This window comes from Micromonospora sp. WMMD967 (genome assembly GCF_029626165.1).
GTDB classification, from domain to species: domain Bacteria; phylum Actinomycetota; class Actinomycetes; order Mycobacteriales; family Micromonosporaceae; genus Micromonospora; species Micromonospora taraxaci.
This window is the reverse complement of record NZ_JARUBK010000001.1, coordinates 4,657,495-4,683,927: the sequence shown is the minus strand read 5'-3', so window position 1 is coordinate 4,683,927 and position 26,433 is coordinate 4,657,495. Positions and strand designations below refer to the sequence as shown.

Sequence of the window (26,433 nt, the reverse complement as noted above, 5' to 3'; positions counted from 1 at the left end):
AAGCCCCCATAGGACCGCGGCAGCCCATAGGCTCGTGACTGCTGGTAGTTGACTGATGCCTGGAGGCGGAAACCATGGCGCGACCGGTGACGAACGCGGCGTTCGAAGGGCTACTGCGTGCCGCTGGCTACGGCAACGCCCACGCTGCCTTCGCGCGCCAGCTCAACCACGCCGGCCGGGAGCAGGGGACCTGGCGGTACGACGCGGCCAGCGTCTACTGGTGGTTGCGCGGCCGTCGGCCTGGTGAGCACGCCCAAGCCGCCATGACCGAAACACTGGCTCGGAAGCTTGGTCGCTCAGTCGCCACCACGGAGTTAGGGTTCGGCGCGGTCGACAGTATCGGCATGTGTGTCTATCCCGCGTCCGTCGATAGGGCGATCTATACCAGCGAGCAAATCTGGACGATGCTGGGAAAGCACCTCAACCAACATGCCAGCGGGGTATTCGACAGCGGCAAAGCGCTAGAGGCTGCGCTCGGTTGGCGGTATGACCTGCCCGACAAGGCGGTCAGCCGGAGCGGCCGGCAACAGATCACCTCCACCGATGTTCAATCGCTGTACGCGCTGGCCGACCACTTCACCGACCTCGATCGACGTCACGGCAGCGGCTCTCCGCGCACCCGTGCTGTCATGGCCGACTTCTTGGTGCGTCAGGTCTCGCCGATGCTGCATGGCGCCTACACCGATGCCGTGGGACGGGACCTCATGCGCGCGGCGGCAACGCTCTCCGGCCAACTCGCCTTTATGTCCTACGACGCGGGCGAACATCTCATGGCGCAACATCATGTGACGCTCGGCTTGCGGCTCGCCAAGGCCGCTGGCGACCGCCTCTACGGCGCTCACCTACTGGCGAATCTCGCCACGCAGGCTGTGTTCTTGGGACACGCCCGAGAGTCGGCTCGGCTTGCCGAAGCAGCCATCGATGGTGCCGGCCGCGCACCCGCCGCAGTGCTCGCTCGGCTGCACGCCACCGCCGCTACCGCGTACGGGCAGTCAGGTGAGCGGCGCGCTTGCGAGCTCTCCCTCACCAAAGCTGAACGCACGCTTGACCGGACGGGCACGGATCCCGGCCCACGCTGGGTCGGCTACTTCAGCCCTGCCCACCTGGCCGGAGCCGCGCTCAGGTGCCTGGGCGACCTCCGTCTGTACGCGCAGGCCCTTCGTCACGCACCCGACGCACTTAATCTCGGCAGCAGGAACACCCGGACCCGCGCGCTGCACACCGCCCTCGTCGCCATGACTCATGCCCGCGCTGGCGACACCGACTCCGCCTGCAAATGGAGCCAGCAGCTAACACAGCACACTTCGGGCATCGAGTCGGAACGTGTCCAACAACGCATCCGCGCACTCACTCGGACGCTCAGCGCACAACGCCCATCGCCCCAGGTCAACGAAGTCCTGCACGCACTAGCAGCCTTGCCGACAGTCACCTGAACGAAAGCACACCTGGACAGCTCCGCTAGCGTCACGGAGGTGACCTGGACGGAGCCCGCCACGTGGTACGCCAACCTGGCTTCCTTCTACGCCGCTGCTGCGGCCTTCATCACCGACCCGGCCGATAACGTGCTTCTCGTGAAGCCCACGTACCGCGATCACTGGGTCTTCCCAGGCGGATATGTAGACGAAGGCGAATACCCGCATGAAGCCTGCGCCCGCGAGATCCGGGAGGAGTTGGGGATCGCTTTGCCGGTGGGCGACCTTCTTGTAGTCGACTGGGCACCACCTGCCGGACAGCGTCCCCGTGCAATCGTCAGCTTCACGTTCGACTGCGGGTCTGTTACCAGTCTCGACGGCTTCAACCTTCCGGGACAGGAGTTAGAGGACATCGCCTTCTTCCCATGCTCGGAGGCCGAGCGGCTACTTCCCGACAACGTCGACACACGAGTTAGTGCGGCCATGCGTGCCCGTGGTCGACACGTCCCGGTCTACCTTGCGGGCGGCAGGATCGTCCCGCTATCTTCTGGTGGTTCCCAGTTCGCATGAGCCAGCGCCGCAGACTGCGTGACCCTCAGGTCCGCGCAGACATCACTCATCCCTCGCCGATCATGTCGCCGTGTGTGCCAATGCTCCGACGTGGTCGGTTGAGGCGCCTCGACCAATCTCATACCCGAAGATGAATTAAGATTCAAGAGTTTAGTACTGGCAACGCCGACGAATTGTCGGTGCGCTTAACCTTGAAGAAGAGGAGCCCGTCTTGGACTGGACAGAATTGCTGGCCGCAACACTTGGCATATTGATTGGAGTAGCTGGCGATCGTTCACTCATCGCGATTGGACGCAAGCGAAGCGTAAAGCAAATGCAAAGAGCCGGCGATTTCGCCAGTCAGACACAAGTTGGCGGCAACTACACGGGGCGCAAAGATGATGCGACAGGGTAACCAGCGTCAATCAGCAGGAGACAGCTCGACCCAAATCCAAGGCCAAACCGTCGTTGTTTACCAAGGGGTCACCGAGGACCGGGCGGCCGAGATTGCTGAGTACAAAGCTAAGCAGGTGATCGAGAAATTTGGGCTCGACGGTAGGGCTATCGCACACGCAAGGATCAGCAGCTTCGATGAACAGCTAGTCGCGGAGTTCGCAACTAAAGGCCTTCTTGAGACGTTTCGTGATCCCGGCTTCCAGATCCTCCTTAACAGGGCTCAATTGCAAGCTGCCTCTACTGAGGATCAAGCAGACCACGAGCTGATCACAAAATTGCTGGTCGGGCGAGCATCGCAACGGCAGAAGACAGTACATCTAGCCGTTTCGCGGGCAGTTGAGACAGTCGACTCCCTCGATGACGAGACCCTAACTGGACTAACCCTACTCTGGTACACACTGAATACTCAGCCGGCTACAACCGATCCCTTAATGAGCCTGAAGTTCAGAGACAACGCTTACGGCAAGCTACTGCAGACAGCTCCACTGCCATCCGGGACTCGCTGGCTGGATGATCTCGACCTTCTGGGCCTAATGAACTGCGACTTTTCACAAGCGCGATATTTGAAGAACCTCGAAAGCCTGGCTATAGAGCGAAGGCCAGGCCTGTTCGGTCGAGGCCTTGCTGCCGACGAAGCGAAGCACATCCAAGACCGTCTTCGAGACATCGACAGAGATCTAGCATCTCTGCTCACACCCCACAGCTTGATACCGGGACAATTCCGGCTGAATGTGGTCGGTAAAGAATCCTGTCAGGAGCTTGCAGACAGCCATCAACTGCCACGGGATCGAAGAGAGAAACTGGAGGAGATCTTCGAAATCTGTGGGATAGGAACGGTCGACCAGAAAGCAAGGGACAAGGCGACCGAACTCATTGAAGGGATGCCAAACTATTCCACTGTACGTGCCTGGTTTAACGAATTCAACACGTCCATAGATGTAAGGATAACTGCAGCCGGGGTTGCCATCGCATACTCGAATGCCAACAGGTTCATCGACGTTGACGGATTGGGAACTCTTGCCGAAGTACTAGATAAGCGAAAATAACATGATGGCGCGAAACATCGTAGGAGCGGGTAGCCTTCGGCGATCATTCTGTGCTCTCCGCCTGGGACATCCGTGAGTCAACGAGGGAGCCCGCCGGGCTGAAGAATGGCCCTCATGGACAACAGTCCGTGCAAGGTCGGTGCCTCAAAGCGCCACGATCGCCGCGGTCTCCGCAGGAAGCTCGATCCGGTCCCGCATAACGGTGACCCCCTCCCCGGTCGCCAGGAGCACCCGCCGCGCCACCCCAGGCAACGACACTCCCTGCCCCCGCCCAGCGAAGTTCGCCACCACAAGCGTGTCCCCCCGCCGCATCAGCAGGAACTGATCCCCGTGCTGCACCGACACCGCGCTCATCCGAGGATCCGACAGGTCAGGCACCGACCGCCGCAGCCCGATCAGCCGTTGATAGAACGACAGCATCGAGGCATGCTCAGGCTTGTCCAGCTCCGCCCAGTCCAACCGCGACCGGGTGAACGTCTCCGGGTCCTGCGGATCCGGCACGTCGCCCTCCGGCCACCCGTGTGAGGCGAACTCCCGCCGCCGCCCGGTCCGCACCGCAGAGGCCAACTCCGGCTCCGGGTGCGACGTGAAGAACTGCCACGGCGTGGAGGCGGCCCACTCCTCCCCCATGAACAACATGGGAGTGAACGGCGCGGTCAGCAGCAACACGGCCCCGACCCGCACCAGCGCGGGCGACAGCGAGGCAGATATCCGATCCCCGGTAGCCCGGTTCCCGATCTGATCATGGTTCTGGAGGTACGCCACAAGCCGATGCCCAGGCACCCGTGAGTCGAGGGGTCGCCCGTGGTGCCGGTTGCGGAAGCTCGACCAGGTGCCCGCGTGGAAGAACCCGCCCGTCAGCACGTCCGACAGCGTCTCCAGCGAGCCGAAGTCGCCGTAGTAGCCCTGCCGCTCCCCCGTCAGCAACGTGTGCAGCGCGTGGTGGGCGTCGTCGTTCCACTGGGCGTGCAGGCCGAACCCGCCAGCCTCCCGAGGGGTGATCAGCCGGGGGTCGTTGAGGTCGGACTCGGCGATCAGCGACAGCGGGCGGCCCAGGTGCGTCGACAGGGATTCAACAGAAACCGCCAGCTCTTCGAGCAGAGGCACAGCCCGCGAATCCGGCAGCGCGTGCACGGCGTCCAGGCGCAGCCCGTCGACGTGGTAGTCGCGCAGCCACATGAGCACGCTGTCGATGATGTAGCGGCGTACCTCGTCGGAGTGCGGGCCGTCCAGGTTGATCGAGCGGCCCCAACTGTTGCTCTGCTCTGCCAGGTACGGGCCGAACCGCGGCGCGTAGGCCCCGGAGGGCCCGAAATGGTTGTAGACAACGTCGAGGATCACCCCCAACCCCTTGGCGTGGGCGGCGTCGACGAACCGTTTCAGGCCGTCGGGGCCGCCGTAGGGCTCGTGCGGGGCGTACCAGCAGACGCCGTCGTACCCCCAGTTGTGTTCGCCGTTGAAGGCGTTGACCGGGAGCAGCTCGATCAGGTCGACACCGAGGGTCACCAGGTGGTCGAGGCGGTCGATGGCCGCGTCGAAGGTGCCCTCCGGGGTGAAGGTGCCGATGTGCAGTTCGTAGAGGATGCTGCCGGGCAGTTGCCGGCCCGTCCACGCGCTGTCGGACCACGCGAAGTCGGCGTGGTCGTAGCGGCGGCTCGGCCCGTGCACACCCGCAGGCTGCCACGGGGAACGGGGGTCGGGCAGCGCGGTTTCGTCGTCGTTCAGCAGAAAGGAGTAGTCGGGGCCGGCGTCGGGAACGTCGACCTGCCACCAGCCGTCGGCGGCGGCGTTCATCTCGTGGTCGGTGTCGCCGGCCAGGCGCAGTCGCACCCGGGTGGCGTCCGGCGCCCAGACGGAGAATTCGGTCATGAAGCGGCCTCCTCGGCGGCGGTGAGAGGAGCCAGGAGAGCGACGGGATAGTCGGCCAGGAGATTGTCCAGCGGAGTCTCCCCGCCACTGTAGACCCGCCCGGTGAACAGGTCCTTCACTTCGTGAACAGGAAGCGACAGTGCTGTGTCACACCAGCCGCCGGCACGGGCCAGGCCCAGCGGCAGGCGGGTCGCCACGGTGATCGCGCCGCCCCGGTCGAACGCCACCACGTGGCGGCTCACCGGCCCGTGCGCGGCCACCGGCCGGTAGGTGGTGAACAGCTCCGGGTGCGCCCGCCGCAACCGCAGCGTCCGCGATACGACGAGCAGCTTCGCCGCTCCGTCGGTGTCGACCGGGGGACGCCAGCCGCCGTCGAGGCGTGCCAGCATCTCCCGGCGTACGTCGAAGTCGACCGGCCGGCGATTGTCCGGGTCGACCAGGGAGTTGTCCCACAGCTCGGTGCCCTGGTAGGTGTCCGGCACCCCGGGCATGGTGAGTTGGATCAGCTTCTGGCCCAGCGAGTTGCACCAGCCGGCCGGGGTGATGGCCGCGGCGAGTTCGGTCAGCTCGTCGTGCAGGCTCGGGTCGTCGTACATCCTGTCGACCACGTCGTGCAGCGCCTGCTCGAAGGCCGGGTCCGGGTCCGCCCAACTGGTCGAGGCCGCGGCCTCCCGGGCGGCCTTCTCGACGTACGCGTGCAGCCGCTCCCGCTCGATCGGCCACGCGCCGACGGCGGTCTGCCAGAGCAGGTGGGCGAACGCCGGGTCGGGCAGCGGAGCGTACTCCATCCAGGTTTTGACCTGCTCCGCCCAGCGGCCCGGCAGCTCGCTGAGCACGGCGAGGCGGGCGCGGATGTCCTCGCTGCGCTTGGTGTCGTGGGTGGAGAGGGTGGTCATGCTCGCCGGCCAGCGGACCTGCTGGGCGGTGGCGAAGCGGTGGAACTCCGCCGGTGGCACCCCGAAGCGGGTGGGGTTGTCGCCGACCTCGTTGAGCGCCACGAACCGGGTCCACCGGTAGAACGCGGTGTCCTCCACGCCCTTGGCCATCACGGCGCCGGTGAGCTGGGGGAACCGTTGGCCCAACTCGTCCTCGGGGTCGCGCAGGCGGCGCGTCACAGCGTCCAGGGCGCGGGCCAGGTCGGGGCGGCGGCGGCCGGCCTCGGAGCGGGCGGCGGCGAGGTGCCGGGCACCGTCGGGCGGGTAGCCCCGGTAGACGTCGAACGCGGCGGCCAGCTCGGCGAGCGCCGCACGGGCCTGCTCGGTGGGCACCTCGGGGGCGAGGGCCGCCAACCGGGTCAGCTCGGCCGCGAGCAACCGGGTGGCGGCGGCCATCTTGGTGGAGTGGGTCAGGTCCTCCCACGAGATCTGCTTGCCGTTGAGGTGGGTGTCCAGCACCGTGAAGTCACCCTCGGCGTCGATGTCGATGAAGAGCCCACCGACCATGGCCAGGGCGTCGTAGCCGGTGGTGCCGTCCACCGGCCAGTCCGGCAGCTCCTCGCCGTACTCCAGGATCTTCTCCACCACGAGCCAGGCGTCCGGTGCGGCCTCCCGCAGCCGGGCCAGATAGCCGGCCGGGTCGCGCAGGCCGTCCGGGTGGTCGACGCGGATGCCGTCGACCTCACCGGCGGCGGCCCAGCGCAGGATCAGCTCGTGGGTGGCGGCGAACACCGCCGGGTCCTCCACGCGCAGGCCGGCCAGGGTCGCGATGGCGAAGAACCGGCGGTACGTCAGCTCGGCGTCACCGCGACGCCACGACACCAGCTCGTAGTGCTGCCGGTCGTGCACCGCGCGGGCGTCGCCGTCGCCGGTGCCGTCGGCCACCGGGAAGCGGTGCTCGTGGTAGCGCAGCTCGCCGTCGACCAGCTTGAGGTCGTCCAGGGCGGCCGGGTCGTCGGCCAGGACCGGCAGCAGCAGCCGGCCCCGGTCCCAGTCGATGTCGAACCAGTCGGCGTACGACGAGTCGCGCCCCCGACGCAGCACGTCCCACCAGGCCGGGTTGGCCGGCGCGACGGCGATCCCGGCGTGGTTGGGCACGATGTCCACGACAAGGCCGAGCTGCTTGTCCCGCAGGGCGCGCAGCAACCGCTGGCGGGCGGCCTCCCCGCCCAGCTCCGGGTTGACCTCCCGGTGGTCCACCACGTCGTAGCCGTGCTGAGAGCCGGGCGTCGCGGTCAGCAGCGGGGCGGTGTAGAGGTGGCTGACACCGAGGTCGTTCAGGTAGTCGAGGATCCCGGCGGTCGCGTCCAGGTCGAAACCGGGGCGGACCTGGACGCGGTAGGTGGCCTTCGGAGGGGTGGCCGGCATGTCAGATCGTCCTCTCCAACACCACGAGGGAGCGGTCCGGCACCCGGATGGTGCCGCCCGCGCTGATCACCGTCGCGTCGTCGGGCTCGGGGTCAGCCGTGCTGATCACCCGTTCCCACTTCTGGCCGTACTCGCTGCCGGGCAGTGTGAAGTCCAACGGCGCGTCATGGGCGTTGAAGCAGAGCAGGAACGACGCGTCGTGGTGCTTCTGGCCGTACTGGCCGCGTTCCCGGATGCCCTCGCCGTTGACGAACAGGGCCACCGAACGGCCGAAGTCGTTGCCCCAGTCCTCCCCGGTCATCTCCCGACCGTCCGGGGTGTGCCAGGCCAGGTCGGGCAGCGGCTCGTCGGTGCCGCGCCCGCCGACCGGCAGGCCGGTGAAGAACCGGCGGCGGCGGAACACCTGGTGCCGTTTGCGGAAGTCGGTGAGCGTCCGCACGAACTCCAACAGTTGCTCGTCGACGTTGTCCCAGTCGACCCAGGACAACTCGCTGTCCTGGCAGTAGACGTTGTTGTTGCCGCGCTGGGTGCGGCCCAGCTCGTCGCCGTGGCCGATCATCGGCACACCCTGCGACAGCATGAGGGTGGCCAGGAAGTTGCGCCGCTGCTTGGCCCGCAGGGCGAGGACCCCCTCGTCGTCGGTGTCGCCCTCGACGCCGCAGTTCCAGGACCGGTTGTGGCTCTCGCCGTCCCGGTTGTCCTCGCCGTTGGCCTCGTTGTGCTTGTCGTTGTACGACACCAGGTCGTTGAGGGTGAACCCGTCGTGCACGGTGACGAAGTTGATGCTGTGGAACGGCCGGCGGCCGTCGTCCTGGTAGAGGTCGGCGGAGCCGGAGATGCGCGACGCGAACTCGGCCAGGGTGGCCGGCTCACCACGCCAGAAGTCCCGCACGGTGTCCCGGTACTTTCCGTTCCACTCCGTCCACAGCGGCGGGAAGTTGCCCACCTGGTAGCCGCCCGGGCCGACGTCCCACGGCTCGGCGATCAGCTTCACCCGGCTCACCACCGGGTCCTGCTGCACCACCTCGAAGAACGTGGACAGCCGGTCCACCTCGTAGAACTCCCGGGCCAGGGTGGCCGCCAGGTCGAACCGGAAACCGTCGACGTGCATCTCGGTCACCCAGTACCGCAACGAATCCATGATCAGTTGCAGGGAGTGCGGGCTGCGGACGTTCAGGCTGTTGCCGGTGCCCGTGTAGTCGACGAAGTAGCGGCGGTCCTCCTCGCTGAGCCGGTAGTAGCTCGGGGCGTCCACGCCCTTGAAGCTCAACGTCGGCCCGAGGTGGTTGCCCTCGGCGGTGTGGTTGTAGACCACGTCGAGGATGACCTCGATGCCCGCCGCGTGCAGCGCCTTGACCATGCCCCGGAACTCCTGCACCTGCTGACCGAGCCGGCCCAGCGCGGAGTAGCCGTGGTGCGGGGCGAAGAAGCCGATCGTGTTGTAGCCCCAGTAGTTACGCAGCCCCAGATCGTTGAGCCGGTGGTCGTGCACGAACTGGTGCACCGGCATCAGCTCGATCGCCGTCACCCCGAGCCGGGTCAGATAGTCGATCATCGGCGGGGAGGCGATGCCCGCGTACGTGCCGCGCAGCTCCTCCGGGATGTCCGGGTGCCGCATCGTCAACCCGCGCACGTGGGCCTCGTAGATCACCGAGTGGTGGTACGGCGTGCGCGGCGGCTTGTCGTTGCCCCAGTCGAAGTACGGGTTCACCACCACCGACTTCGGCATGAACGGCGCCGAGTCGGTCTCGTTCATCCGCTCCGGCTCGTCCAGCACGTAGTCGTAGACCGCCGGGTCCCACTGGATGTCACCGTCGATGGCCTTCGCGTACGGGTCGATCAGCAGCTTGTGCGGGTTGCAGCGCAACCCGTTCGCCTGGTCGTACGGGCCGTACACCCGGTAGCCGTAGCGCTGCCCCGGCTCGATGCCCGGCAGGTACGCGTGCCACACGTACGCGTCCACCTCACGCAACTCCACACGCCGCTCCGCGCCGGTGTCCCACTCGTCGAAGAGGCACAGCTCGATCCGCTCGGCGACCTCGGAGAAGATGGCGAAGTTGGTGCCCATCCCGTCGTAGGTGGCGCCCAACGGGTACCGCTCGCCCGGCCAGACCTGCATGTCGCTCCCTTGCCCATGGTGAGGTGCGCACCGGCCGAGGCTGCCCGCGCGCACGCAGGTAGTGCCCCCGGCCCGGCCGCGCCAATCCATCCTTTCAGGGAGTGCCCGGAAACCACCCGTCTGATGTGCGGTAAACCCTCAGGTGTTGTCCGTCACGATGGCCGTTTTCGAGGTGCGTTCTTGGGCCGGATGGACTTTCCTTGATCGGGGACAAGCGTTCGCGCGCGTGCCCGCCAGGCCCTCGGCCGCCCTTCCACCTGTCGCTCCGCCGCCACCGATGTCGGCGCGCACCACCCTGCCCTGGACGGAGATCGACGTGACCCTGCGGGTCGACGAGCAGACCGCTACCACCAAGGACCGGGCCCACCGGCCCACCCTCACTTCCCGGCCGCCGCTCTCGACACCACCCGGTCCGTCCGTGCAGCCCGCCACGATCGTGCCGGCGCAGCCCGGCCCCGGGGTGCCCCCGCAGACCCGCCGCATCCTCATGCTGTCCTGGGAGTACCCGCCGGTGCTCGTCGGCGGCCTCGGCCGCCACGTGCACGCCCTGTCGGTGGCCCTCGCCGCCGCCGGCCACGAGGTCACCGTCGTCACCCGCCACTGCGAGGGCGCACCCCTGGAGGAGTACGCCGACGGCGTGCGCATCCTGCGCGCCCCCGAGGACCCGGTGACCTTCCCCCTCGCCACCGACTCCCTGCTGGCGTGGACCATGGCGTTCAACCACACCCTCACCCGCACCGCCCTGCGCGCCACCCAGGCCGGCTCGTACGACGTCATCCACGCCCACGACTGGCTCGTCGCACACACCGCTATGACGTTGCGCGACCACCTGGACATCCCGCTGGTCAGCACCATCCACGCCACCGAGGCCGGCCGGCACCAGGGCTGGCTGCCGGAGGAGATGAACCGCACCATCCACGGCGTCGAACAGTGGCTCAGCGGCGAGTCCAACCGGGTGATCGTCTGCTCCGGGTACATGCGCGACGAGGTGAACGCGTTGTTCGGCGTACCGGCCGCACGGGTCGACGTGGTCGCCAACGGCGTCGAGCCGCACCGCTGGCGGGTGCCCTCGCGCGCGGTCGCCGCCGCCCGGGCCCGCTTCGCCGGGAACGGCCCGCTGGTCACCTTCGCCGGTCGCCTCGTGTACGAGAAGGGCGTCCAGCACCTCATCGCCGCACTCCCCCGACTGCGCGAGCGCCACCCCGGGCTGCGTGCCGTGATCGCCGGCGACGGCCCGTACCGCGCCGAACTGGAAGCCGAGGTGCACCGCCGTGGTCTGGGCGGCATGGTCACCATGCCCGGCTTCCTCGGCGGCACCGACCTGCCCGCGCTGATGGCCGCGTCCGACTGCTTCGCCGTGCCAAGCATCTACGAACCGTTCGGCATGGTGGCCCTGGAAGGCGCCGCCGCCGGCGCACCCCTGGCCGTCGCCGCCACCGGTGGCCTCGCCGAAATCGTCGAGCCGGGCGTCACCGGAATGACCTTCCGCCCGCACGACCCGGACGGGCTCGCCGACGCCATCGACGCGCTCCTGTCCGACCCGGAGCGATCCCGGGTGATGGCCCGCCGCGCCCGTCGGATGGTCCACGACCAGTACGGCTGGTCCGCGATCGCCCAGCGCACCGCCGCCAGCTACGCCGCCGCCATCCACTCCGACGCCGCGTTCACCGCCGAACGGGCCGAGCGGCGGATGTCCCAGGGTCGTGCGCTACCGGCGCTCCCCGACGGCAACCTGCTGGCCGCCGCCGGCCTGCGCTGACCTCGGGGGCGCGCTGACCTCGGAGGCGCGCTGACCTCGGAGGCGCGCTGACCTCGGAGGCGCGCTGACCTCGGAGGCGCGCTGACCTCGGAGGCGCGCTGACCTCGGAGGCGCGCTGACCTCGGAGGCGCGCTGACCTCGCGGGCGGCGCCCCAACGCTTGATCGACTCAATATCGCCGACGTGGCGGTATCGCCACGCCGGGATACCGCCACATCGGCGACATGGAGACGATCGAGACCCGCCGGGGCGCGCTGCCGGCAGTCCAGCCCGGCCCGCACGCCCCGGCGCGGCGCGGCGCGGCGCGGCGCTTGATCGACTCCACATCGCCGACGTGGCGGTAACGCAGCGCTTGGATACCGCCACATCGGCGACATGGAGACGATCAAGGCCCGCCGGTCCGTGACCCACCGCCCGGGCTGCCACCGCGTCTTGCCGCGCGGCGGGGACCCGTCAGGGCTGCCAGAATGTGCGGATGTCTCGCCCTGTCGACGCCCTGGATTCCGCGTTCCCGGTTGCCGCTTCGATCGCTCTGGACCTGATTCGCCGCCCCGAGGTGTCCGAGCAGTGGTCACGCCCGAGTGTGCTGCCCCATCTGTCCATCGGCGGCTTGGCGTGCCACCTGGGACGTCAGGCGATCCGGGCGGCGGAGCTGCTGCCGACGCCGAGCGACCTGCCGGTGTTGGAGTCGGCCGACAACCACTACGAGCGGGCGGCCTGGGTCAGCGAGGGGACCCCCGACGAAGCCTCGGTCGCCGCGAGCAACGACGAAGCCGAAGCGGCCCGAGGCCCCGCCGACCTGCACGCCCGATCCGCCGCCGCACTCGAGGAGGCGGGAAACCTGCTGGCGCGCGGCGCGGCTCTGGACGTCGTACCCATTCCGTGGCAGGGCTGGGCCCTGCGGCGCGGTGACTTCCTGCTGACCCGCCAGTTGGAGGTCGTGGTCCACTCCGACGACCTCGCGGTGAGCATCGGCGTACCCACGCCGGAGTTCCCGGCGGAGGTCTTCGACCCGGTCCGCGACCTGCTGGTGCGGCTGGCCGTTCGCCGCCATGGTCAGTCCGCGCTGATCAGCGCGTTGAGCCGCAGCGAACGGGCGCAGGACATCTCCGCCTTCTGACACCCGACCCGGCTTGATCGACTCGGTTTCCGTGAAGGCGCGGTATCCCAGCGCCGCCGATGCCCCGACTTCCAGGAAGCCGAGTCGATCAAGCCCACCTGGCCGGGCCGAGGCCGCCACCCCGCGACCGACGAAAGGCGACAGGCCGCCGACCCGAGCGGATCGACGGCCTGCGGTGGTACGACAAACTGTGGTGCGAAGAGCGATGGAGGTCAGCGCTCGTTGAAGGGGACGTAGTCCCGCTCGGCGGCACCGACGTAGACCTGCCGCGGACGGCCGATCTTGGTCTCCGGGTCGCTGATCATCTCGCGCCACTGGGCGATCCAGCCGGGGAGCCGGCCGAGCGCGAAGAGGACCGTGAACATCTTGGTCGGGAAGCCCATGGCCTTGTAGATCAGGCCGGTGTAGAAGTCCACGTTCGGGTAGAGCCGCCGGGAGACGAAGAAGTCGTCGGCGAGCGCGATCTCCTCCAGCTCCATGGCGATGTCCAGCAGCGGGTCCGGCTTGGCCATGCGGCCCAGCACGTCCTGCGCGGCCTTCTTGACGATCGCCGCGCGCGGGTCGTAGTTCTTGTAGACCCGGTGGCCGAAGCCCATCAGCTTGACGCCGTCCTCCTTGTCCTTGACCTTGCGGACGAAGGACCGGACGTCGTCGTCACCGGCGTGGATCTGCTGGAGCATCTCCAGCACCGCCTGGTTCGCGCCGCCGTGCAGCGGGCCGAACAGCGCGTTCACGCCGGCCGAGACCGAGGCGAACAGGTTGGCGTTGCTGGAGCCGACCAGGCGGACTGTCGACGTGGAGCAGTTCTGCTCGTGGTCGGCGTGCAGGACGAAGAGCATGTCCAGCACCTTCGACATCACGGGGTCGACCTCGTACGGCTCCGCCGGCACGCCGAACGTCATCCGCAGGAGGTTGTCCACGTACCCGAGGGAGTTGTCCGGGTAGAGCAGGGGCTGCCCGATGGACTTCTTGTACGCGTACGAGGCGATGGTGGGGACCTTCGCCATCAGCCGGACCGTGGAGATCTCCACGTGCTCGGAGTCGAACGGGTCCAGGCTGTCCTGGTAGAAGGTGGACAGGGCGCTCACCGCTGACGACAGCACCGCCATCGGGTGGGCGTCCCGGGGGAAGCCGTCGAAGAAGCGACGCATCTCCTCGTGCAGCAGCGAGTGCCGCCGAATCCACTCGGTGAACTCGGTCAGCTGCTGCTCGGTCGGCAGCTCACCGTAGATGAGCAGGTACGAGACCTCCAGGAAGGAGGACTTCTCGGCCAACTGCTCGATCGGGTATCCCCGGTAACGCAGGATGCCCGCGTCGCCGTCGATGTAGGTGATCGCGGATGAGGCAGCCGCGGTGTTGACGAAACCGGGGTCGTACGTCGTCATCCCGGTTTCCTTCAGCAGCTTGCTCACCCCGATACCGGCGGGGCCCTCGACCGCGGGATGTACCGGCATCGACAGCTGCCCACCGGGGTGATCGAGCTTGACTTCCGTCATGTGGTTCCTCGCTTCGCCGGCAGATCTACGTTGAATTGCCTTCGCTTCTACCGTAATTGCGGCCCGGTGGACAACGCCCGCCGTGGTTCTGCGGTGAGGCATGCGTCACCCGATTCCCGACCGGGCCGCCGGGAAACCCAACATCCCGCCAGCCGGGACCCGGCCGAAAGCGGGCCGGACCGCCGGCCGAGACCAGGCCGAAACCCAGCCGGGACGCCAGCCAGGACCCGGCCGAAACCCAGCCGGAACGCCGACCGGGAACAGGCCAGACGCACAGGTCACGACAGGGTGAGGCGTCGCAGCGTACCGTCCGGCGTGACCTGGAGGACGTCGAGCTGGTTGGCGCCGGCGCGGAACAGCGTGTCGTCGGTGAGCAGCGCGGCGAACCGGCGGCCGCCGGGGTCGGGGGGCACCGCCGGGACGACGGCCCCGATCCGGCCGTTGACGGCCACCGCCAACAGCGTGCCGTCCGGGATCTGGTCCGGGACGTCGCCCCAGACGAGTGCCGGGAGGGTTCCGGTGTCCGGGTCCATGGCGGTGAACGCGGCCAGGTCGGCTACCCGGGCGTTACCGGCGGCCGGGCCGGCGCGCACCTGCGTACCGACCAGGGGGTGCGGGGTCGGCAGCGGTGGCGGGGTGGGCACTCCGCCGGGGAAGGTGGTCGGAACGCCTGGGCGGTCGTAGAAGTGCTTCGTGCCGTCGGTGCGCGGGGCCTGCCGGGCGGAGCGGCCGTCGACGCGCCAGGGCAGCCGGATGTTGGCCTCGTCGGCGACGGTCGGCAGCAGGTCGACGTGCTCCCAGTTGCGGTCGTCCACCCGGCCGGTCTGTTGCCGGGGTTCCTTGACGAACGTCGGCACCCAGGCGACCTCGCCGGCGGCGGCCTTGATCGCGTCCATGCCCCGGCCCTGAGCGCCGGGACGGAAGCTGACGCCGTGGTCGGCGGTCACCACCAGCAGGGACTGGTCGTAGAGGCCGCTGGCACGCAGCGTCCGCAGGGTCTCGCCGATCAGCCGGTCGGTGTAGCCGAGCTGGGCGAGGTGACGCTGCCGGGCCAGGTCGACCCAGCCGGCGCCGTCGTTGGGAAGGTCCTCGGGGGCGTCGTAGCGGGCACCGGACGGCAGGTAGGCCCACGGCGAGTGCGGCATCAGCAGGTGCAGGAAGTGCAGCGTGGGCCGGGGCGCCGGTTTCAGCCCGGCCAGGAAGCTGGTGAACCGGGCCGGCTGGTTGTCGTCCAGGCTGTCCCAGCGGAACTTCGGGTCGGCCGGCACCGGCTCGGCGGCGTCCAGGCCGGCCTCGACGCGGGTCTGCTCCCGGTAGGAATCCTCCGGGTCGACGGCGCTCTCGGTGGGCGCGGCGATCCGGCCGAGGAGCTTGCCGGTCTCCCGGGCCAGCACGCCGAGCCCCTGTTCCGGGGTGACCGGTTGTTCGCACCGGCTGGGCGGGCAGAGGCGGGTGATGCTCTCCTCGGCGCGAATGTCGTAGAGGCCGCCGAAGGCGGTGAAGATGTTGTCCGGGTACTGCGAGTAGTGCGGGGCGACCGGCTTCGCCGGGTAGCGGCCGGTGAGCATCGCGGGCAGCGCGTTGGGCGTCCATCCGCTGACGCCGGTGGCGTTGCGGTACCAGGTGGACGCGCCGGCCAGCTCCGCGAAGTGCGGGAACCGCGCCGCGTCGATCGTCCCGTCGGCGCCGAGCAGGCTGACCAGCGGCAGCTCGTCGAGGATCAGCATCACCACCGGCGGGTGCACTCCCCCGCCCTGCGCGGTGCCGGCCGCGCCGCCGTCGCCGCGCGGCAGGACCACCGCGGAGGTGGGCGAGGCGAACAGGAACAGCGCCACGAAGGCGACCGGCCCGGCGGCGGCCAGCCGCAGGACCAGGCGCGGCGCCCGCCAGCGCTGGTGCGCGACAGCGCCGCCGGCCCCGATGAGCAGGGCCACCACCAGCAGCGGTACGCCCCGAAGCGGCGTCACGTGTCGGCCCACCTGCACGGCGAGGGCGGCGATCAGCAGCCCGACGAGCCCGGTGTGGGTGACGGCGCGGACGGTCCGGCCAGCCAGCCGGCCGAGCGCGCCGAGCAGCACCACCCCGGTCGTGGGCAGCACCGCCACCAGGGCGACCAGCAGCAGGATCTGCGCCGGGTCGGCGCGGTGGAACAGGAAGAAGTCAGGGCTGCGGCCGAGCACGTCCAGCAGCGGTTGGGTGACCACCAGCCCGACCAGCGCGGTCACCTCCAGCAGCCGGCCCAGCTCACCGCGCCAGCCCCGGTCCCACCGCAGGGCGGCAGGCGGCGCAGGGGTGGCGACGGGCGGTTCAGCCACCGATCACCGTTCGGTAGAGCGTGCGGGTGCCCGAGGGCAGTTCCAGCCGCTCGGTGATCCGGCCCCGGGCGGCGAGCAGCGTCTCGAAGGTGTCGCGTCGGTAGTCCGGGAAGAGGCCTGCGGGTTTGTTGGCCAACAGCCGGGTGGCCATCGGGTCCTCGGGGTGGACGAACTCGACCACCACGGTGCCGCCCGGCGAGGTCAGCCCGGCCAGCCAGTCGACGACCTCCGGCAGCGGCACGTTGCGCCCGATCGCCAGGTGGTGCACGACGGCGAGGGCGAGCACCACGTCGGCGGGCGCCCGGTCGGCGAAGCCGGCCCGTTCGACGCCGCGCCAGCCGCCACCCGGTGACGGGTCGGCGAGGTCCAGCACCAGCGGCAGGATCCGGCGCTGCCCCTCGGAGCGCAGCTTGCGGTACAGCTCGTCGACCACCGCCGGGTCCTGTTCGACGGCGACCACGTAGTCGGCGTGCCCGGCCGCCAACCGGGAGTACCGGCCGTCGTTGGCGCCGAGGTCGAGCACCAGGCGGGGGCGGGCGCCGGCGGCCACGGAGGTGACCACGAACTGTTCCTTCGCCACCCGGTCGCGGGCCGAGTAGCCGCAGGTGACCTGGTAGTCCGACCAGTGGCTGCCGGCGGGGCGGTGGTCCAGTTTGCGGACCAGTTTCTCGATGCCTCGTACGGTGGCCAGCAGCAACTCCCGGGAGAAGCCGGCGGCCCGCAGTTGGTCGCGTACCTCGGTGGTGCTGGCGGCGGCGTTGCGCTGCTGCATGGCCCCGTGCAGGTGCAGGTGGGTCAGCACGCCGGGGCGCAGCCGGCGGGTCCCGCCGAAGAGTGGTCGCAGCTCGTCGGCCTCGATGCCGTCGACGCGGGCGCGCAGCCACGGCTGGAAGTCGACGCCCAGGTGGGCGGTGAGCATCAGCGGGTAGAGCACGGTCTGGCAGAACTGCCGGTAGCCGGCCCACGGTTCGCCGTCGCGGACCGGTTCGAAGGAGCCGATGTCGATGAAGACTGGGTCGGCGCCGCGCCACTGCAGGTTGTACGCCGAGCCGTCCTTGGTGGTGAAGCCCTCGCCGAGCGCGGCGCGCAGGATCTCCAGGTGCAGCAGGGCGGCGTCGCGCAGCATGCCGAACGACCACTCGTACGGGTGGGAGACGAACGGGATGCGCTCGTGGCGCAGCACGGCGGCCCACGGGTTGCCGGTCGCGGCGGGTACCAGGGTCGGCGGGGCGTCCTCGGTGGCGCAGACCTTGCGTGCGGCGACGAGCGCCGGGAAGAACGTGCTGCCGTTGAGCGCCCGCCAGTGCGCGGCGGCCTGGGGGTCCAGCCCGCGCAGCACCTCGTCGCCGACGTGGAAGACCCGGTTGGCGGGGTCGCGGAAGGAGGCCGGCTCGGGCCGTACCTCGGTGGGTGAGATCGCCATCGTCGGGGTCGGCCCGCTCAGCGCTGGTCGGTCGGTTGCCGGCGGAACCGGTCGACCAGGCGTCGCCAGTAGAGTTTCGCGGCGACCGCTGCGCCGGCCACCCCGCCGACGACCGCCTGCACGATCAGGCTGCCGGATCCCGCGTCCAGGTAGGCCAGATGTTCCACCGATCGCTCCTTGGGTTTGCCGTCTCGACACCGGCGTCCCGAGCATGCAGCGGTGAGGCTTTTGACCCAGAAAGCCGGACTTGTCCCTCACCGTACGCCGATCGCCATCCGCGTCGCGGGCACATTGCCGGACTCCCAGCCTCACCACAGGATGTGATTCACACGCTCCGGTCCGCCCACGCGTGCAGGGCGTCGCGGTCGCCAGCGCCGTCGAGGTTCAGGGCCGCCTCGATCAACGCGAGGTGGGTGAAGGCCTGCGGGTAGTTGCCCAGCGCGGTGCCGGCGGCGTCGACCTGCTCGGCGTACAGGCCGAGGGGTCCGGCGTACCCGCACAGGTTGTCGAACAACTCCGCCGCCTCGTCGCGCCGCCCCGCCAGCACCAACGCGGAGACCAACTCGAAGGAGCAGAGCAGGAACGCGCCCTCCTCGCCGGGCAGGCCGTCGTCGATCGCGTACCGCCGGATCAGCGCCGGTGCGACGGCGAGGTCCCGCCGGACGCGGTCGATGGTGGCGACCACCCGGGGGTCGTCCCCGGGGAGGAACCCGACCAGGGGTATCCGCAGCAGCGAGGCGTCGAGCTGCGTCGAGTCGTACGCCAGCACGAAGCTGTCGATGCCGGTGTCGTAACCGCGCGCGATCACCTCGGCGTGGACGGCGTCGCGGTTGGTGCGCCACCTGCCGACGGGCGCGTCGTCGTCGCCGAGCAGCTCGGCGAGGCGGATGCCCCGGTCGAGGCAGACCCAGGCCATCACCTTCGAGTTGACGTAGTGCCGGCGCGGTCCCCGGATCTCCCAGATGCCGTGGTCGGGTTCCCGCCACCGGGCGGCCATGGTGTCGACGTGCCGGCGCAGCACCCGCCACTGCGCATCCGTCAACTCGCCGGTGAGCTGCTGGTACGACAGCGCGGCGTCGAGCACGTGCCCATACGTGTCGAACTGCACCTGGTGGGCGGCCTCGTTGCCGACGCGCACCGGGCGGGAGCCGGCGTACCCGTCGAGGTGGTCGAGGACCCTCTCCTCGCCGGTCGTCCCGTGGATCCCGACGAGCGGGGGCAGGTCGGCGCCGGCACCGGCGCAGGTCGTCAGCAGGAAGCGCAAATAGCGACGGCCCTCCTCGGCGTGGCCCAGCCGGAACAGGGCGAGCAGCAGCAGCGCGGCGTCGCGGTGCCAGGTGAAGCGGTAGTCCCAGTTGCGGACCCCGCCGATCTCCTCGGGCAGCGAGGCGGTGGGCGCGGCGAGCAACGCCCCGGTCTCGTCGAAGGACAGGCCCCGCAGGACGGCGGCGCTGTGCCGTACCTGGTCGCTGCCATGGCCGGTGTAGTCCGCACGGTCGGACCACTCGCGCCAGGTCCGACAGCTCTGCGCCAACAGCTCGGTGGAGTCGACCGCCTCGACCGGGCCTGCGCCGTAGTCGAGCAGCACGTCGACCGTCTGCCCCGCGTGCAGCACCACCTCGGCCCGCATCGTCGCCCCGTCGACGCGGAACGGCAGCGTCGAGCGGAGCCCCAGCCCGGCGTCGACGGCCACCCACCGGTCACCGTCGCGGTGCCACCCGACGGCGTGGGCGCCGTAGCCGGGCCGGGGTGTCACCTCGGCGCGTACCGACACCGAACCCTGGCGCACGGTGAGGCGGCGTACCAGCAGCATGCCCGCGCGGAACGGCTGCGCGGCGTCACCGGCGCGGACTGCCAGGAAGTCCTGACCGACAGCGCTGCCCCCGGCCGCGCGGTGCAGGGTCTCCAGCACCAACGTGCCGGGCAGGTACCGGCGGACCGGCTCGGCACAACCCTCGACCGCGAGCGTGAACGCGCCACCCACGCGCCGGGCCAACAGGCGTGCGAAGACCGCGTCACCTTCGAAGTGCGGCACGCAGAACCAGTCGACGGTGCCGTCCACGCCGACGAGCGCCCCGGTGTGGGTGTCGGAGAGGAACGCGTACGAGTCGATCGGCGGGGAGGTCGAGCCGGGAACCGGCACGCGGCGGGCTTACCCGCCGCGGGACCTCGGAAACAGCGGTCGGTGACTACCGGTCGCGCCGCCGGGTAGTCCCCCGCATGCGACGGTTCGTCAACTGGTCCGGCAGCCTCTCGTTCACGCCGAGGGAGTACGCCGAGCCGGCCGACGAGGACGCGGTACGGGACCTGGTCGTCCGCGCGCGGAAGGCCGGAGGGACGATTCGCCCGGTCGGGTCCGGTCACTCGTCCAGCCCTCTGACGCGTACCGACGACATCCTGCTCAGCGTGGACCGGCTCGCCGGTGTCATCGACGAGGACCACGGCCGGGCCCGGGTGTGGGCGGGCACCAAGCTCAAGACCCTCGGCGAGGGGTTGTACGACGCCGGGCTGGCCATGGACAACCTCGGCGACGTCGACTACCAGTCGATCGCCGGGGCGACGGCCACCGGCACCCATGGCACCGGCCTCGGCTTCGGCAACCTGTGCACCCAGGTGACCGGCGTCCGCCTGGTCACCGGCACCGGCGACGTGCTGGACATCTCGGCCGACGACAACGCCGACCTGCTGCCGGCGGCCCGTCTGTCGCTGGGCGCGCTCGGCGTGGTCACCCAGGTCACCCTGGACGTGCAGCCCCGCTACGAGCTGCGCCGTCGAGCGTGGTGCGCGCACGTCGAGTGGACCCTCGACCACCTCGCCGAGTTGCAGCACACCAACCGCAACATGGACTTCTACTGGTACCCGCGCAGCGACCAGACCCAGATCCGCACCCTGAACCGTGTCGACGGTGGGCCCGACGCGCGGGTGTGGGCCGCGCCGCGGGTGCCGGACTCCGGCCCGTGGGGGGCGCCCCACGAGATCCGGTCCGGGCCGATCCACCGCACCATCCCCCAGGAGCGGGACCTGCGGTTCGAGGAGATCGAGTACATGCTGCCGTCGGAGGCGTTCCCGGCCTGCTTCGCCGAGGTCCGAGCCCGGATCATGCAACGGCACCGCAAGATCGCCGGCTGGCGGGTGCTGGTGCGCAGCATCGCCGCCGACGACATCTGGCTGAGCAACGCGTACGGACGGCCCACCACCACCATCGCGTGCCTGCAGAACACCTCGCTGCCGTACGAGGACTACTTCCGGGACATGGAGGCGGTGTTCCGCCAGTACGGGGGCCGACCGCACTGGGGCAAGAAGCACTGGCTGACCGCCGGCGACCTGCGGCCCCTCTATCCCCGCTGGGACGACTTCCAGGCGGCCCGCCGCCGGCTCGACCCGGACGGTGTGTTCCTCAGCCCGGACCTCGCCAGACTGCTGGAGGAGACCTGATGCCCGACGTCGGCGCCTGCCTCTGGGTCGTGCCGGGCGGGCACATCCCGTTCCCCAGCAACGGCCCGGAGCCGGAGTTCACCGGCTTCGACCAACTCTGCGTCCTGAACGCCACCGACCGGCGGGCCGACGTCGAGCTGCACATCTACTACGAGGACGACGAGCCCGTCGGCCCGTACGCCCTGCCCGTGGACGCCCGCCGGGTGCGCCACGTCCGGCTCAACGACCTGATCGACCCGGAGGCGGTACGGCTGGACCGACCGTACGGCGCCCTGCTGCGGTCCCCGGTGCCCGTGGTGGTGCAGTTCCTGCGCCAGGACACCCGTCTGCCGGGGGTGGTGGCGCTGGCCGCGACCATGGCGTACCCGGCCTGACAGGTTCGCGCCCGGCCGCGCCGGGTAACCGCGACCATGACACCGACGGCCGGGGCGCCTGGCGGGCTGCGTGCCCGGCTCGTGGACGCCGGTCGCGGCGGCTACCAGCGGTTGCAGACGTACCTCATCGTGGCGTTGCAGTCCGGGTTGGCCGCCGCCCTGGCCTGGGTGGTGGCCAGTCAGGTCCTCGGAAACCCGGAACCGACGTTCGCGCCGGCCGCCGCCGTCGCCGTCATCGCGGCGTCCCTGGGTCGGCGCGCCCACCGCGCGCTGGAGCTGGTCGCCGGGGTGGTGCTCGGCATCGCCGCGGGTGACCTGCTGATCGGCCTCTTCGGCACCGGGCCGTGGCAGACCGGTGTGATCGTGTTCCTGGCGATCGCGGTCGCGGTGCTGGTACGCGGCACCGGGGCGCTGATGACCCAGGCCGGCGGTACGGCGGTCCTCATCGCCACCCTCACCCCGAGCGCGCCCGACCTGGAATGGCCGCGCACGATCAACGCGCTGGTGGGCGGGGCGGCCGGTCTGTTGGTGATGCTCGTCCTCCTGCCGATCAACCCGCTGCGGACGGTACGCCGGGCCGCCGAACCCGCCCTGGACCTGTTCGCCCGGGAGATGACCGCGTCGGCGCAGGCCCTCGCGCAGGCGGACAGCGGGCGCGCGCAGGCGACGCTGGAGCGGATGCGCGCCGCCGACCCGACCCTCAAACGGCTCACCGAGGTGGCGAACGCCGCCGACGAGGTGGTCCGGTTCTCGCCGGTGCGGTGGCGTCGACGACGGGCGATCGCCGCGTACCGTGGTGGGGTAACCCACATGCAGCGGGCCTTCCGCAACAGCCGTGGTCTGGTCCGCCGGATCGGCACCACGCTGCGTGACGAGGAGCCGGTGCCGGCCGACCTGCCGGCGGCGGTGGAGCACCTGGGCGAGGCGGTCCGACTGCTGAACCGGGAGTTCCTCGCCGCCCAGGAGCCCGTGCAGGCCCGCGCGCGGGTGCTGCGCGCGGTCCGGGAGGCCGGTGGGGCGTGCCGGGAGGGTCTGGGCTTCTCCGGGACGATCGTGGTGTCCCAACTCCGTACCGCCGCCAACGACCTGTTGCGGGCCACCGGCGTGCCCCGCGACGAGGCACGCCGGTTGGTCCGTGAGGCCGCCGCCGACTGACCGCCGCCGCTCAGCCGCGCCGATGGTGCATGCCGAGGCGCAGCAGCACGAAGCGCAGCACGGTCGCGGCCAGGTTCGCGACCACCAGCACGGCCAGCTCCACCGGCCGGGCCGGCACGGCATGGACCGCGTGCAGGACGGCCAACGAGCCACTGGTCAACGCCAGACCGAGCGCGAAAGCCAGCAGACCCTGCACGTGATGCCGCCCCACGTGCCGACGCCCCGTGATGCCGAACGTCAGCCGACGGTTCGCGGCCGTGTTCCCCACAGCGGTCACCAGCAGCGCCAGCAGGTTGGCCGGCTGCGCGCCGAGGGCTCCCCGGGTGGCCACGAACAGCACCAGGTACACGAGGGTGCTGGCCACCCCGACCGCCGCGAACCGGACCAACTGCCGAGGCAACCCGACGGGCACCTGAGTCACCGGGCCGGGTGACACGGTCAGCGACTCCCGCCCGGACGGCACGGTCAGCGGCCCCCGGCCCCACTGGGCGCGCAGGGCGGTCAACGGCAGCGCGCCGGTCAGCAACGCCCGACCCAGTCGGCCCACCCCTCGCAGGTCGGCCAGGGCCGTGGCGACGATGTCCACGCGGCTGTCCGGGTCGTCCACCCAGTCCACCGGCACCTCGTGGATGCGCAGACCGGCCCGCTGGGCGAGGACCAGCAACTCGGTGTCGAAGAACCAGCCGGTGTCGCGCACCAACGGGAGCAGCTCACCGGCCACGTCGGCGCGGATCGCCTTGAACCCGCACTGCGCGTCGGAGAACCGCGCCGCCAACGCTCCGCGCAGGAACAGGTTGTAGGCCCGGGAGATGACCTCCCGCTTGGCACCGCGTACCACCCGGGAGGTACGCGCCAGTCGGGTGCCGATCGCCAGGTCGGAGTGGCCGGAGATGAGCGGCGCGACGAGCGGCAGGAGCGCCGCCAGGTCGGTGGACAGGTCCACGTCCATGTACGCCAGCACCGGCGCGGACGACGCGGACCAGGCCGCCGACAGTGCCCTTCCCCGCCCCTTGGCCTGCAGGTGCAGCACGTCGACGCCGGGCAGTTCGGTGGCGAGACCATCGGCTATCGCCGGGGTGTCGTCGACGCTGGCGTTGTCCGCGATGGTGATCCGGAACGGGTACGGGAAGTGCTCGGTCAGGTGGGCGTGCAGCCGTCGTACGCACGGGCCGAGGTCGGTCTCCTCGTTGTAGACCGGGATCACCACGTCCAGCACCGCGCCGGCGGCGGCGGGTCGGGCCTGGACGGCGGCCCGCTGTGCGTTCAGCGCGGTCACGACACCTCCGTGCCGGTGCTCAGGTCGTAGACGGTGACACCGTCGACGGTCTGCGCCGTGAAGGTCTCCGCGACCCAGGCGGCGATCTCCTGGGAAGCCGAGCTGCCGCCGTTGGCTCGGAAGCCGCCACCACCGATGAAGTAGTGGATCTTTCCGTCGGCCACGTAGCGCTGGAACTGCGCGAGGGTGGGCGACGGGTCGCTGCCGTTGAAGCCGCCGATCGGCATCACCGGATCTCCGGTGGCGAGCTGGTAACCGGAGGCGTTGTTGGAGCCGATCGTGGCGGCCACCCAGGTGTAGTCGGCGCTGTCGCGCTCCAGCAACTCGCGCAGCGCGGTGCTGGGCTCCCGGGCGTCGAGCAGCCCGCCCATTCCCCCGCCGGCCGAGCGTCCCTGGCCGCCGGTGGGCCCGCCGTTGCGACCACCGCCGGGGAAGCCCGGCCCCTGGCCGCCGTTCTGACCCCCGCCGTTCTGACCGCCGCCGTCTCGACCGCCGCCGGGGAATTGGCCCCCGCCGGGGAGACCGCCCGGGAACTGACCGCCACCGTTCTGACCCCCGCCCGGGAATTGGCCCCCGCCCGGGGAACCACCCGGGAACTGACCGCCGCCCGGTAGTTCCATACCGCCCGGTGGTCGCCCGCCGGGGAAGCCGCCCCGGCCGAAACCGCCCGCCACGAATGGGCCGGCGCTCGGGATCGACCCGGTGTGCGGGGTCGCCCCGGTCTGCACCGCGTACGCCGCCGGGCCCGCGAGGGCCGCCGCGATGCCCAGACCCAGCACCACCGGCACCGACCGGCGGGGAAGCCGGGTCACCAGCAGGAGCAGCGCCGCGCCGACCAGGCCGGCGACGAGCACGACGCTCCGCAGCCACGGGTACCAGTCGGGGCTGCGCCCGAGCAGCGTCCACGCCCACCAGACGGTGACCGCGAGCGTGCCGGCGAGCGTCGCCGTGGCCGCCCATGGACGCCACCGCTGCCGTCGCGAGCCAGCAGCGGCAGCGGACGCCGGCACCGGATCAGCCGCCGGGCTCCCGGCGACAGCCGGATCAGCCGCCGGGTTCCCGGCGACAGCCGCAACCACCGCCGGTCGCCGTTCGCGCCAGAGCAGCGTGCCACCGATGCCGACCAACGCACCGATCGCTGGGGCGAGCGCCACCGTGTAGTACGCGTGGAAGATCCCGGACATGAAGCTGAAGATCAGACCGGTGACCAGCAGCCAGCCGCCCCAGAGCAGCAGCCCGGCCCGGGTCCGATCGGTACGGGCCGCCCGGCCAGCCACCAGCAGCCCGGCGACCAGCAGGATCACGGCGGCCGGCAGCAGCCACGAGACCTGACCGCCGACCTCACCACCGAACATGCGCAGGACGCCGGTCTGGCCCGAGAACGGACCGCCGCCTCCCGGCCGCCCGCCTCCGCCGCCGACGCTCCCCACCTCGTCGCCGGTGATCCGGCCGAGGCCGTTGTAGCCGAGGGTGAGCTCCAGGATGCTGTTCCCCTGCGACCCACCGATGTACGGGCGGGCGCCGGCCGGGACCAGCTCGACGAGCGCCACCCACCAGCCGGCGGAGACCACCACCGCCAGGCCGGCCAGCAGCAGCTGCCGGACCCGTCGCCACAGCCCGGTCGGCGCGGCCAGCAGGTAGACACCGGCGAAGACCGGCACCACCAGGAACGCCTGGAGCATCTTGGTGAGGAAGCCGAAGCCGACCAGCACACCGACCAGCACGATCCACCTGGTGCTCGCCGACTCCACCGCCCGGACGGTGGCGTACGCCCCGGCGACCAGCAGCAGGACCAGCAACGCGTCGGGGTTGTTGAACCGGAACATCAGCGTCGCCACCGGGGTGACCGCGAGGACGACGCCGGCGATCAGACCGGCGACCGGCCCGTACCAGCGCTTCACCGTCGCGTAGAGCACGCCGACCGAGGCAACGCCGCAGAGCGCCTGCGGGACGAGCATCGCCCAGCTGTTCAACCCGAAGATTCGTACGGACAGGGCCATCAGCCACAGGGACGCGGGGGTCTTGTCGACGGTGATGGAGTTGGCGGCGTCCGACGAGCCGTAGAGGAACGCCTTCCCGCTGACCGAGCCGGCCTGCACGGCGGCGGCGTAGAAGGAGTTCGCCCAGCCGGACGCGCCCAGGCCCCACAGGTAGAGCACAGCGGTGGCGAGCAGCAGACCAGCCAGCGCGGGCCGGGCCCAGGCCGGCGAGCGACGCGGCGGCGGCTGCTCGTCGGGGCGCGTGGTCGTCGACGGTTCCGGCTCGGCGGGTGTCGTCGGCAGGGTCTCGGTTCTGTCCATGCGGTCAGCCTCGGCGGCAGGGCTGGC

19 protein-coding genes are annotated in these 26,433 nt (G+C 70.4%); 9 read left to right on the top strand and 10 right to left on the bottom strand.

Going from position 1 to position 26,433, the window contains the following annotated elements:
- Positions 1-74 precede the first annotated feature (74 nt).
- From O7631_RS21015 to O7631_RS21000, 4 genes are all read left to right on the top strand, one after another.
- Positions 75-1,433, top strand: a complete 1,359-nt coding sequence (locus O7631_RS21015; protein ID WP_278145799.1) for a hypothetical protein — start codon at positions 75-77, stop codon at positions 1,431-1,433.
- Between the two features lie 39 nt (positions 1,434-1,472).
- Positions 1,473-1,982 carry an NUDIX hydrolase gene (locus O7631_RS21010; protein WP_278145798.1) on the top strand — a complete coding sequence of 170 codons (510 nt, stop codon included), beginning with the start codon at positions 1,473-1,475 and terminating at the stop codon, positions 1,980-1,982.
- Between the two features lie 211 nt (positions 1,983-2,193).
- A complete protein-coding gene (locus O7631_RS21005) occupies positions 2,194-2,376 on the top strand; it encodes a hypothetical protein (protein WP_278145797.1) in 183 nt (60 codons plus the stop codon).
- Positions 2,360-3,463, top strand: a complete 1,104-nt coding sequence (locus O7631_RS21000) for an LPO_1073/Vpar_1526 family protein (RefSeq protein WP_347403517.1) — start codon at positions 2,360-2,362, stop codon at positions 3,461-3,463. Before O7631_RS21005 ends, O7631_RS21000 begins: the two co-directional genes overlap by 17 nt.
- 144 nt (positions 3,464-3,607) lie before the next feature.
- Here the strand turns inward: O7631_RS21000 and treZ are convergent, their stop codons facing one another.
- The 3 genes from treZ to glgX are packed head-to-tail and all read right to left on the bottom strand — an operon-like array spanning position 3,608 to position 9,754.
- Complete coding sequence (gene treZ / locus O7631_RS20995; RefSeq protein WP_278145795.1) at positions 3,608-5,332, bottom strand: malto-oligosyltrehalose trehalohydrolase; 1,725 nt, start codon at positions 5,330-5,332, stop codon at positions 3,608-3,610.
- Positions 5,329-7,635 carry a malto-oligosyltrehalose synthase gene (gene treY, locus O7631_RS20990; protein ID WP_278145794.1) on the bottom strand — a complete coding sequence of 769 codons (2,307 nt, stop codon included), beginning with the start codon at positions 7,633-7,635 and terminating at the stop codon, positions 5,329-5,331. The genes treZ and treY overlap by 4 nt, the downstream gene beginning before the upstream one ends.
- Before the next feature lies 1 nt (position 7,636).
- Positions 7,637-9,754 carry a glycogen debranching protein GlgX gene (glgX, locus tag O7631_RS20985; protein WP_278145793.1) on the bottom strand — a complete coding sequence of 706 codons (2,118 nt, stop codon included), beginning with the start codon at positions 9,752-9,754 and terminating at the stop codon, positions 7,637-7,639.
- Positions 9,755-10,031: 277 nt separating this feature from the next.
- Here glgX and O7631_RS20980 point away from each other — a divergent pair, with 277 nt between their 5' ends.
- Both O7631_RS20980 and O7631_RS20975 read left to right on the top strand, forming a co-directional pair.
- Positions 10,032-11,513: a glycosyltransferase family 4 protein gene (locus tag O7631_RS20980; protein ID WP_278145792.1), complete on the top strand. Its 1,482-nt coding sequence runs from the start codon at positions 10,032-10,034 to the stop codon at positions 11,511-11,513.
- Positions 11,514-11,987: 474 nt separating this feature from the next.
- Positions 11,988-12,632, top strand: a complete 645-nt coding sequence (locus O7631_RS20975; protein ID WP_278145791.1) for a maleylpyruvate isomerase N-terminal domain-containing protein — start codon at positions 11,988-11,990, stop codon at positions 12,630-12,632.
- 212 nt (positions 12,633-12,844) lie between these two features.
- Here O7631_RS20975 and O7631_RS20970 read toward each other — a convergent pair whose 3' ends face one another.
- From O7631_RS20970 to O7631_RS20950, 5 genes are all read right to left on the bottom strand, one after another.
- The gene (locus O7631_RS20970) at positions 12,845-14,128 is read right to left on the bottom strand and encodes a citrate synthase (protein WP_145782519.1); all 1,284 of its coding nucleotides are present in this window, start codon (positions 14,126-14,128) and stop codon (positions 12,845-12,847) included.
- A gap of 278 nt (positions 14,129-14,406) precedes the next feature.
- On the bottom strand, positions 14,407-16,443 hold the full coding sequence (locus O7631_RS20965) for a sulfatase-like hydrolase/transferase (RefSeq protein WP_278145790.1): 2,037 nt from the start codon (positions 16,441-16,443) through the stop codon (positions 14,407-14,409).
- Positions 16,436-17,866, bottom strand: coding sequence for a class I SAM-dependent methyltransferase (locus O7631_RS20960; protein WP_278145789.1), 1,431 nt, complete (start codon positions 17,864-17,866; stop codon positions 16,436-16,438). The genes O7631_RS20965 and O7631_RS20960 overlap by 8 nt, the downstream gene beginning before the upstream one ends.
- 17 nt (positions 17,867-17,883) lie before the next feature.
- Positions 17,884-18,033, bottom strand: coding sequence for a hypothetical protein (locus O7631_RS20955; RefSeq protein ID WP_165947858.1), 150 nt, complete (start codon positions 18,031-18,033; stop codon positions 17,884-17,886).
- Positions 18,034-18,191: 158 nt separating this feature from the next.
- Positions 18,192-20,009 (bottom strand): glycoside hydrolase family 15 protein, encoded by a 1,818-nt coding sequence (locus O7631_RS20950; RefSeq protein WP_278145788.1) that lies wholly within the window; start codon positions 20,007-20,009, stop codon positions 18,192-18,194.
- Positions 20,010-20,086: 77 nt separating this feature from the next.
- On the opposite strand from O7631_RS20950, the gene O7631_RS20945 reads away from it, so the two are divergent.
- From O7631_RS20945 to O7631_RS20935, 3 genes are read left to right on the top strand one after another with little or no spacing between them, the layout of a single operon-like run.
- A complete protein-coding gene (locus tag O7631_RS20945; protein ID WP_278145787.1) occupies positions 20,087-21,301 on the top strand; it encodes a D-arabinono-1,4-lactone oxidase in 1,215 nt (404 codons plus the stop codon).
- Positions 21,301-21,675 carry a sensory rhodopsin transducer gene (locus O7631_RS20940; protein WP_278145786.1) on the top strand — a complete coding sequence of 125 codons (375 nt, stop codon included), beginning with the start codon at positions 21,301-21,303 and terminating at the stop codon, positions 21,673-21,675. The genes O7631_RS20945 and O7631_RS20940 overlap by 1 nt, the downstream gene beginning before the upstream one ends.
- Positions 21,676-21,711: 36 nt before the next feature.
- Positions 21,712-22,830, top strand: a complete 1,119-nt coding sequence (locus O7631_RS20935; RefSeq protein WP_278145785.1) for an FUSC family protein — start codon at positions 21,712-21,714, stop codon at positions 22,828-22,830.
- Positions 22,831-22,840: 10 nt separating this feature from the next.
- Here O7631_RS20935 and O7631_RS20930 read toward each other — a convergent pair whose 3' ends face one another.
- Both O7631_RS20930 and O7631_RS20925 read right to left on the bottom strand, forming a co-directional pair.
- Positions 22,841-24,106, bottom strand: coding sequence for a bifunctional glycosyltransferase family 2/GtrA family protein (locus O7631_RS20930; RefSeq protein ID WP_278145784.1), 1,266 nt, complete (start codon positions 24,104-24,106; stop codon positions 22,841-22,843).
- Positions 24,103-26,406 (bottom strand): glycosyltransferase family 39 protein, encoded by a 2,304-nt coding sequence (locus tag O7631_RS20925; RefSeq protein WP_278145783.1) that lies wholly within the window; start codon positions 26,404-26,406, stop codon positions 24,103-24,105. The genes O7631_RS20930 and O7631_RS20925 overlap by 4 nt, the downstream gene beginning before the upstream one ends.
- Positions 26,407-26,433 lie beyond the last annotated feature (27 nt).

Bases quoted from the DNA above. Each gene is read 5' to 3' on its own strand.
- O7631_RS21015 (WP_278145799.1), top strand. From the start codon at position 75: ATGGCGCGACCGGTGACGAACGCGGCGTTCGAAGGGCTACTGCGTGCC.
- O7631_RS21000 (WP_347403517.1), top strand. From the start codon at position 2,360: ATGATGCGACAGGGTAACCAGCGTCAATCAGCAGGAGACAGCTCGACC.
- treZ (WP_278145795.1), bottom strand. From the start codon at position 5,332: ATGACCGAATTCTCCGTCTGGGCGCCGGACGCCACCCGGGTGCGACTG.
- treY (WP_278145794.1), bottom strand. From the start codon at position 7,635: ATGCCGGCCACCCCTCCGAAGGCCACCTACCGCGTCCAGGTCCGCCCC.
- glgX (WP_278145793.1), bottom strand. From the start codon at position 9,754: ATGCAGGTCTGGCCGGGCGAGCGGTACCCGTTGGGCGCCACCTACGAC.
- O7631_RS20980 (WP_278145792.1), top strand. From the start codon at position 10,032: ATGTCGGCGCGCACCACCCTGCCCTGGACGGAGATCGACGTGACCCTG.
- O7631_RS20975 (WP_278145791.1), top strand. From the start codon at position 11,988: ATGTCTCGCCCTGTCGACGCCCTGGATTCCGCGTTCCCGGTTGCCGCT.
- O7631_RS20970 (WP_145782519.1), bottom strand. From the start codon at position 14,128: ATGACGGAAGTCAAGCTCGATCACCCCGGTGGGCAGCTGTCGATGCCG.
- O7631_RS20960 (WP_278145789.1), bottom strand. From the start codon at position 17,866: ATGGCGATCTCACCCACCGAGGTACGGCCCGAGCCGGCCTCCTTCCGC.
- O7631_RS20945 (WP_278145787.1), top strand. From the start codon at position 20,087: ATGCGACGGTTCGTCAACTGGTCCGGCAGCCTCTCGTTCACGCCGAGG.
- O7631_RS20940 (WP_278145786.1), top strand. From the start codon at position 21,301: ATGCCCGACGTCGGCGCCTGCCTCTGGGTCGTGCCGGGCGGGCACATC.
- O7631_RS20935 (WP_278145785.1), top strand. From the start codon at position 21,712: ATGACACCGACGGCCGGGGCGCCTGGCGGGCTGCGTGCCCGGCTCGTG.
- O7631_RS20925 (WP_278145783.1), bottom strand. From the start codon at position 26,406: ATGGACAGAACCGAGACCCTGCCGACGACACCCGCCGAGCCGGAACCG.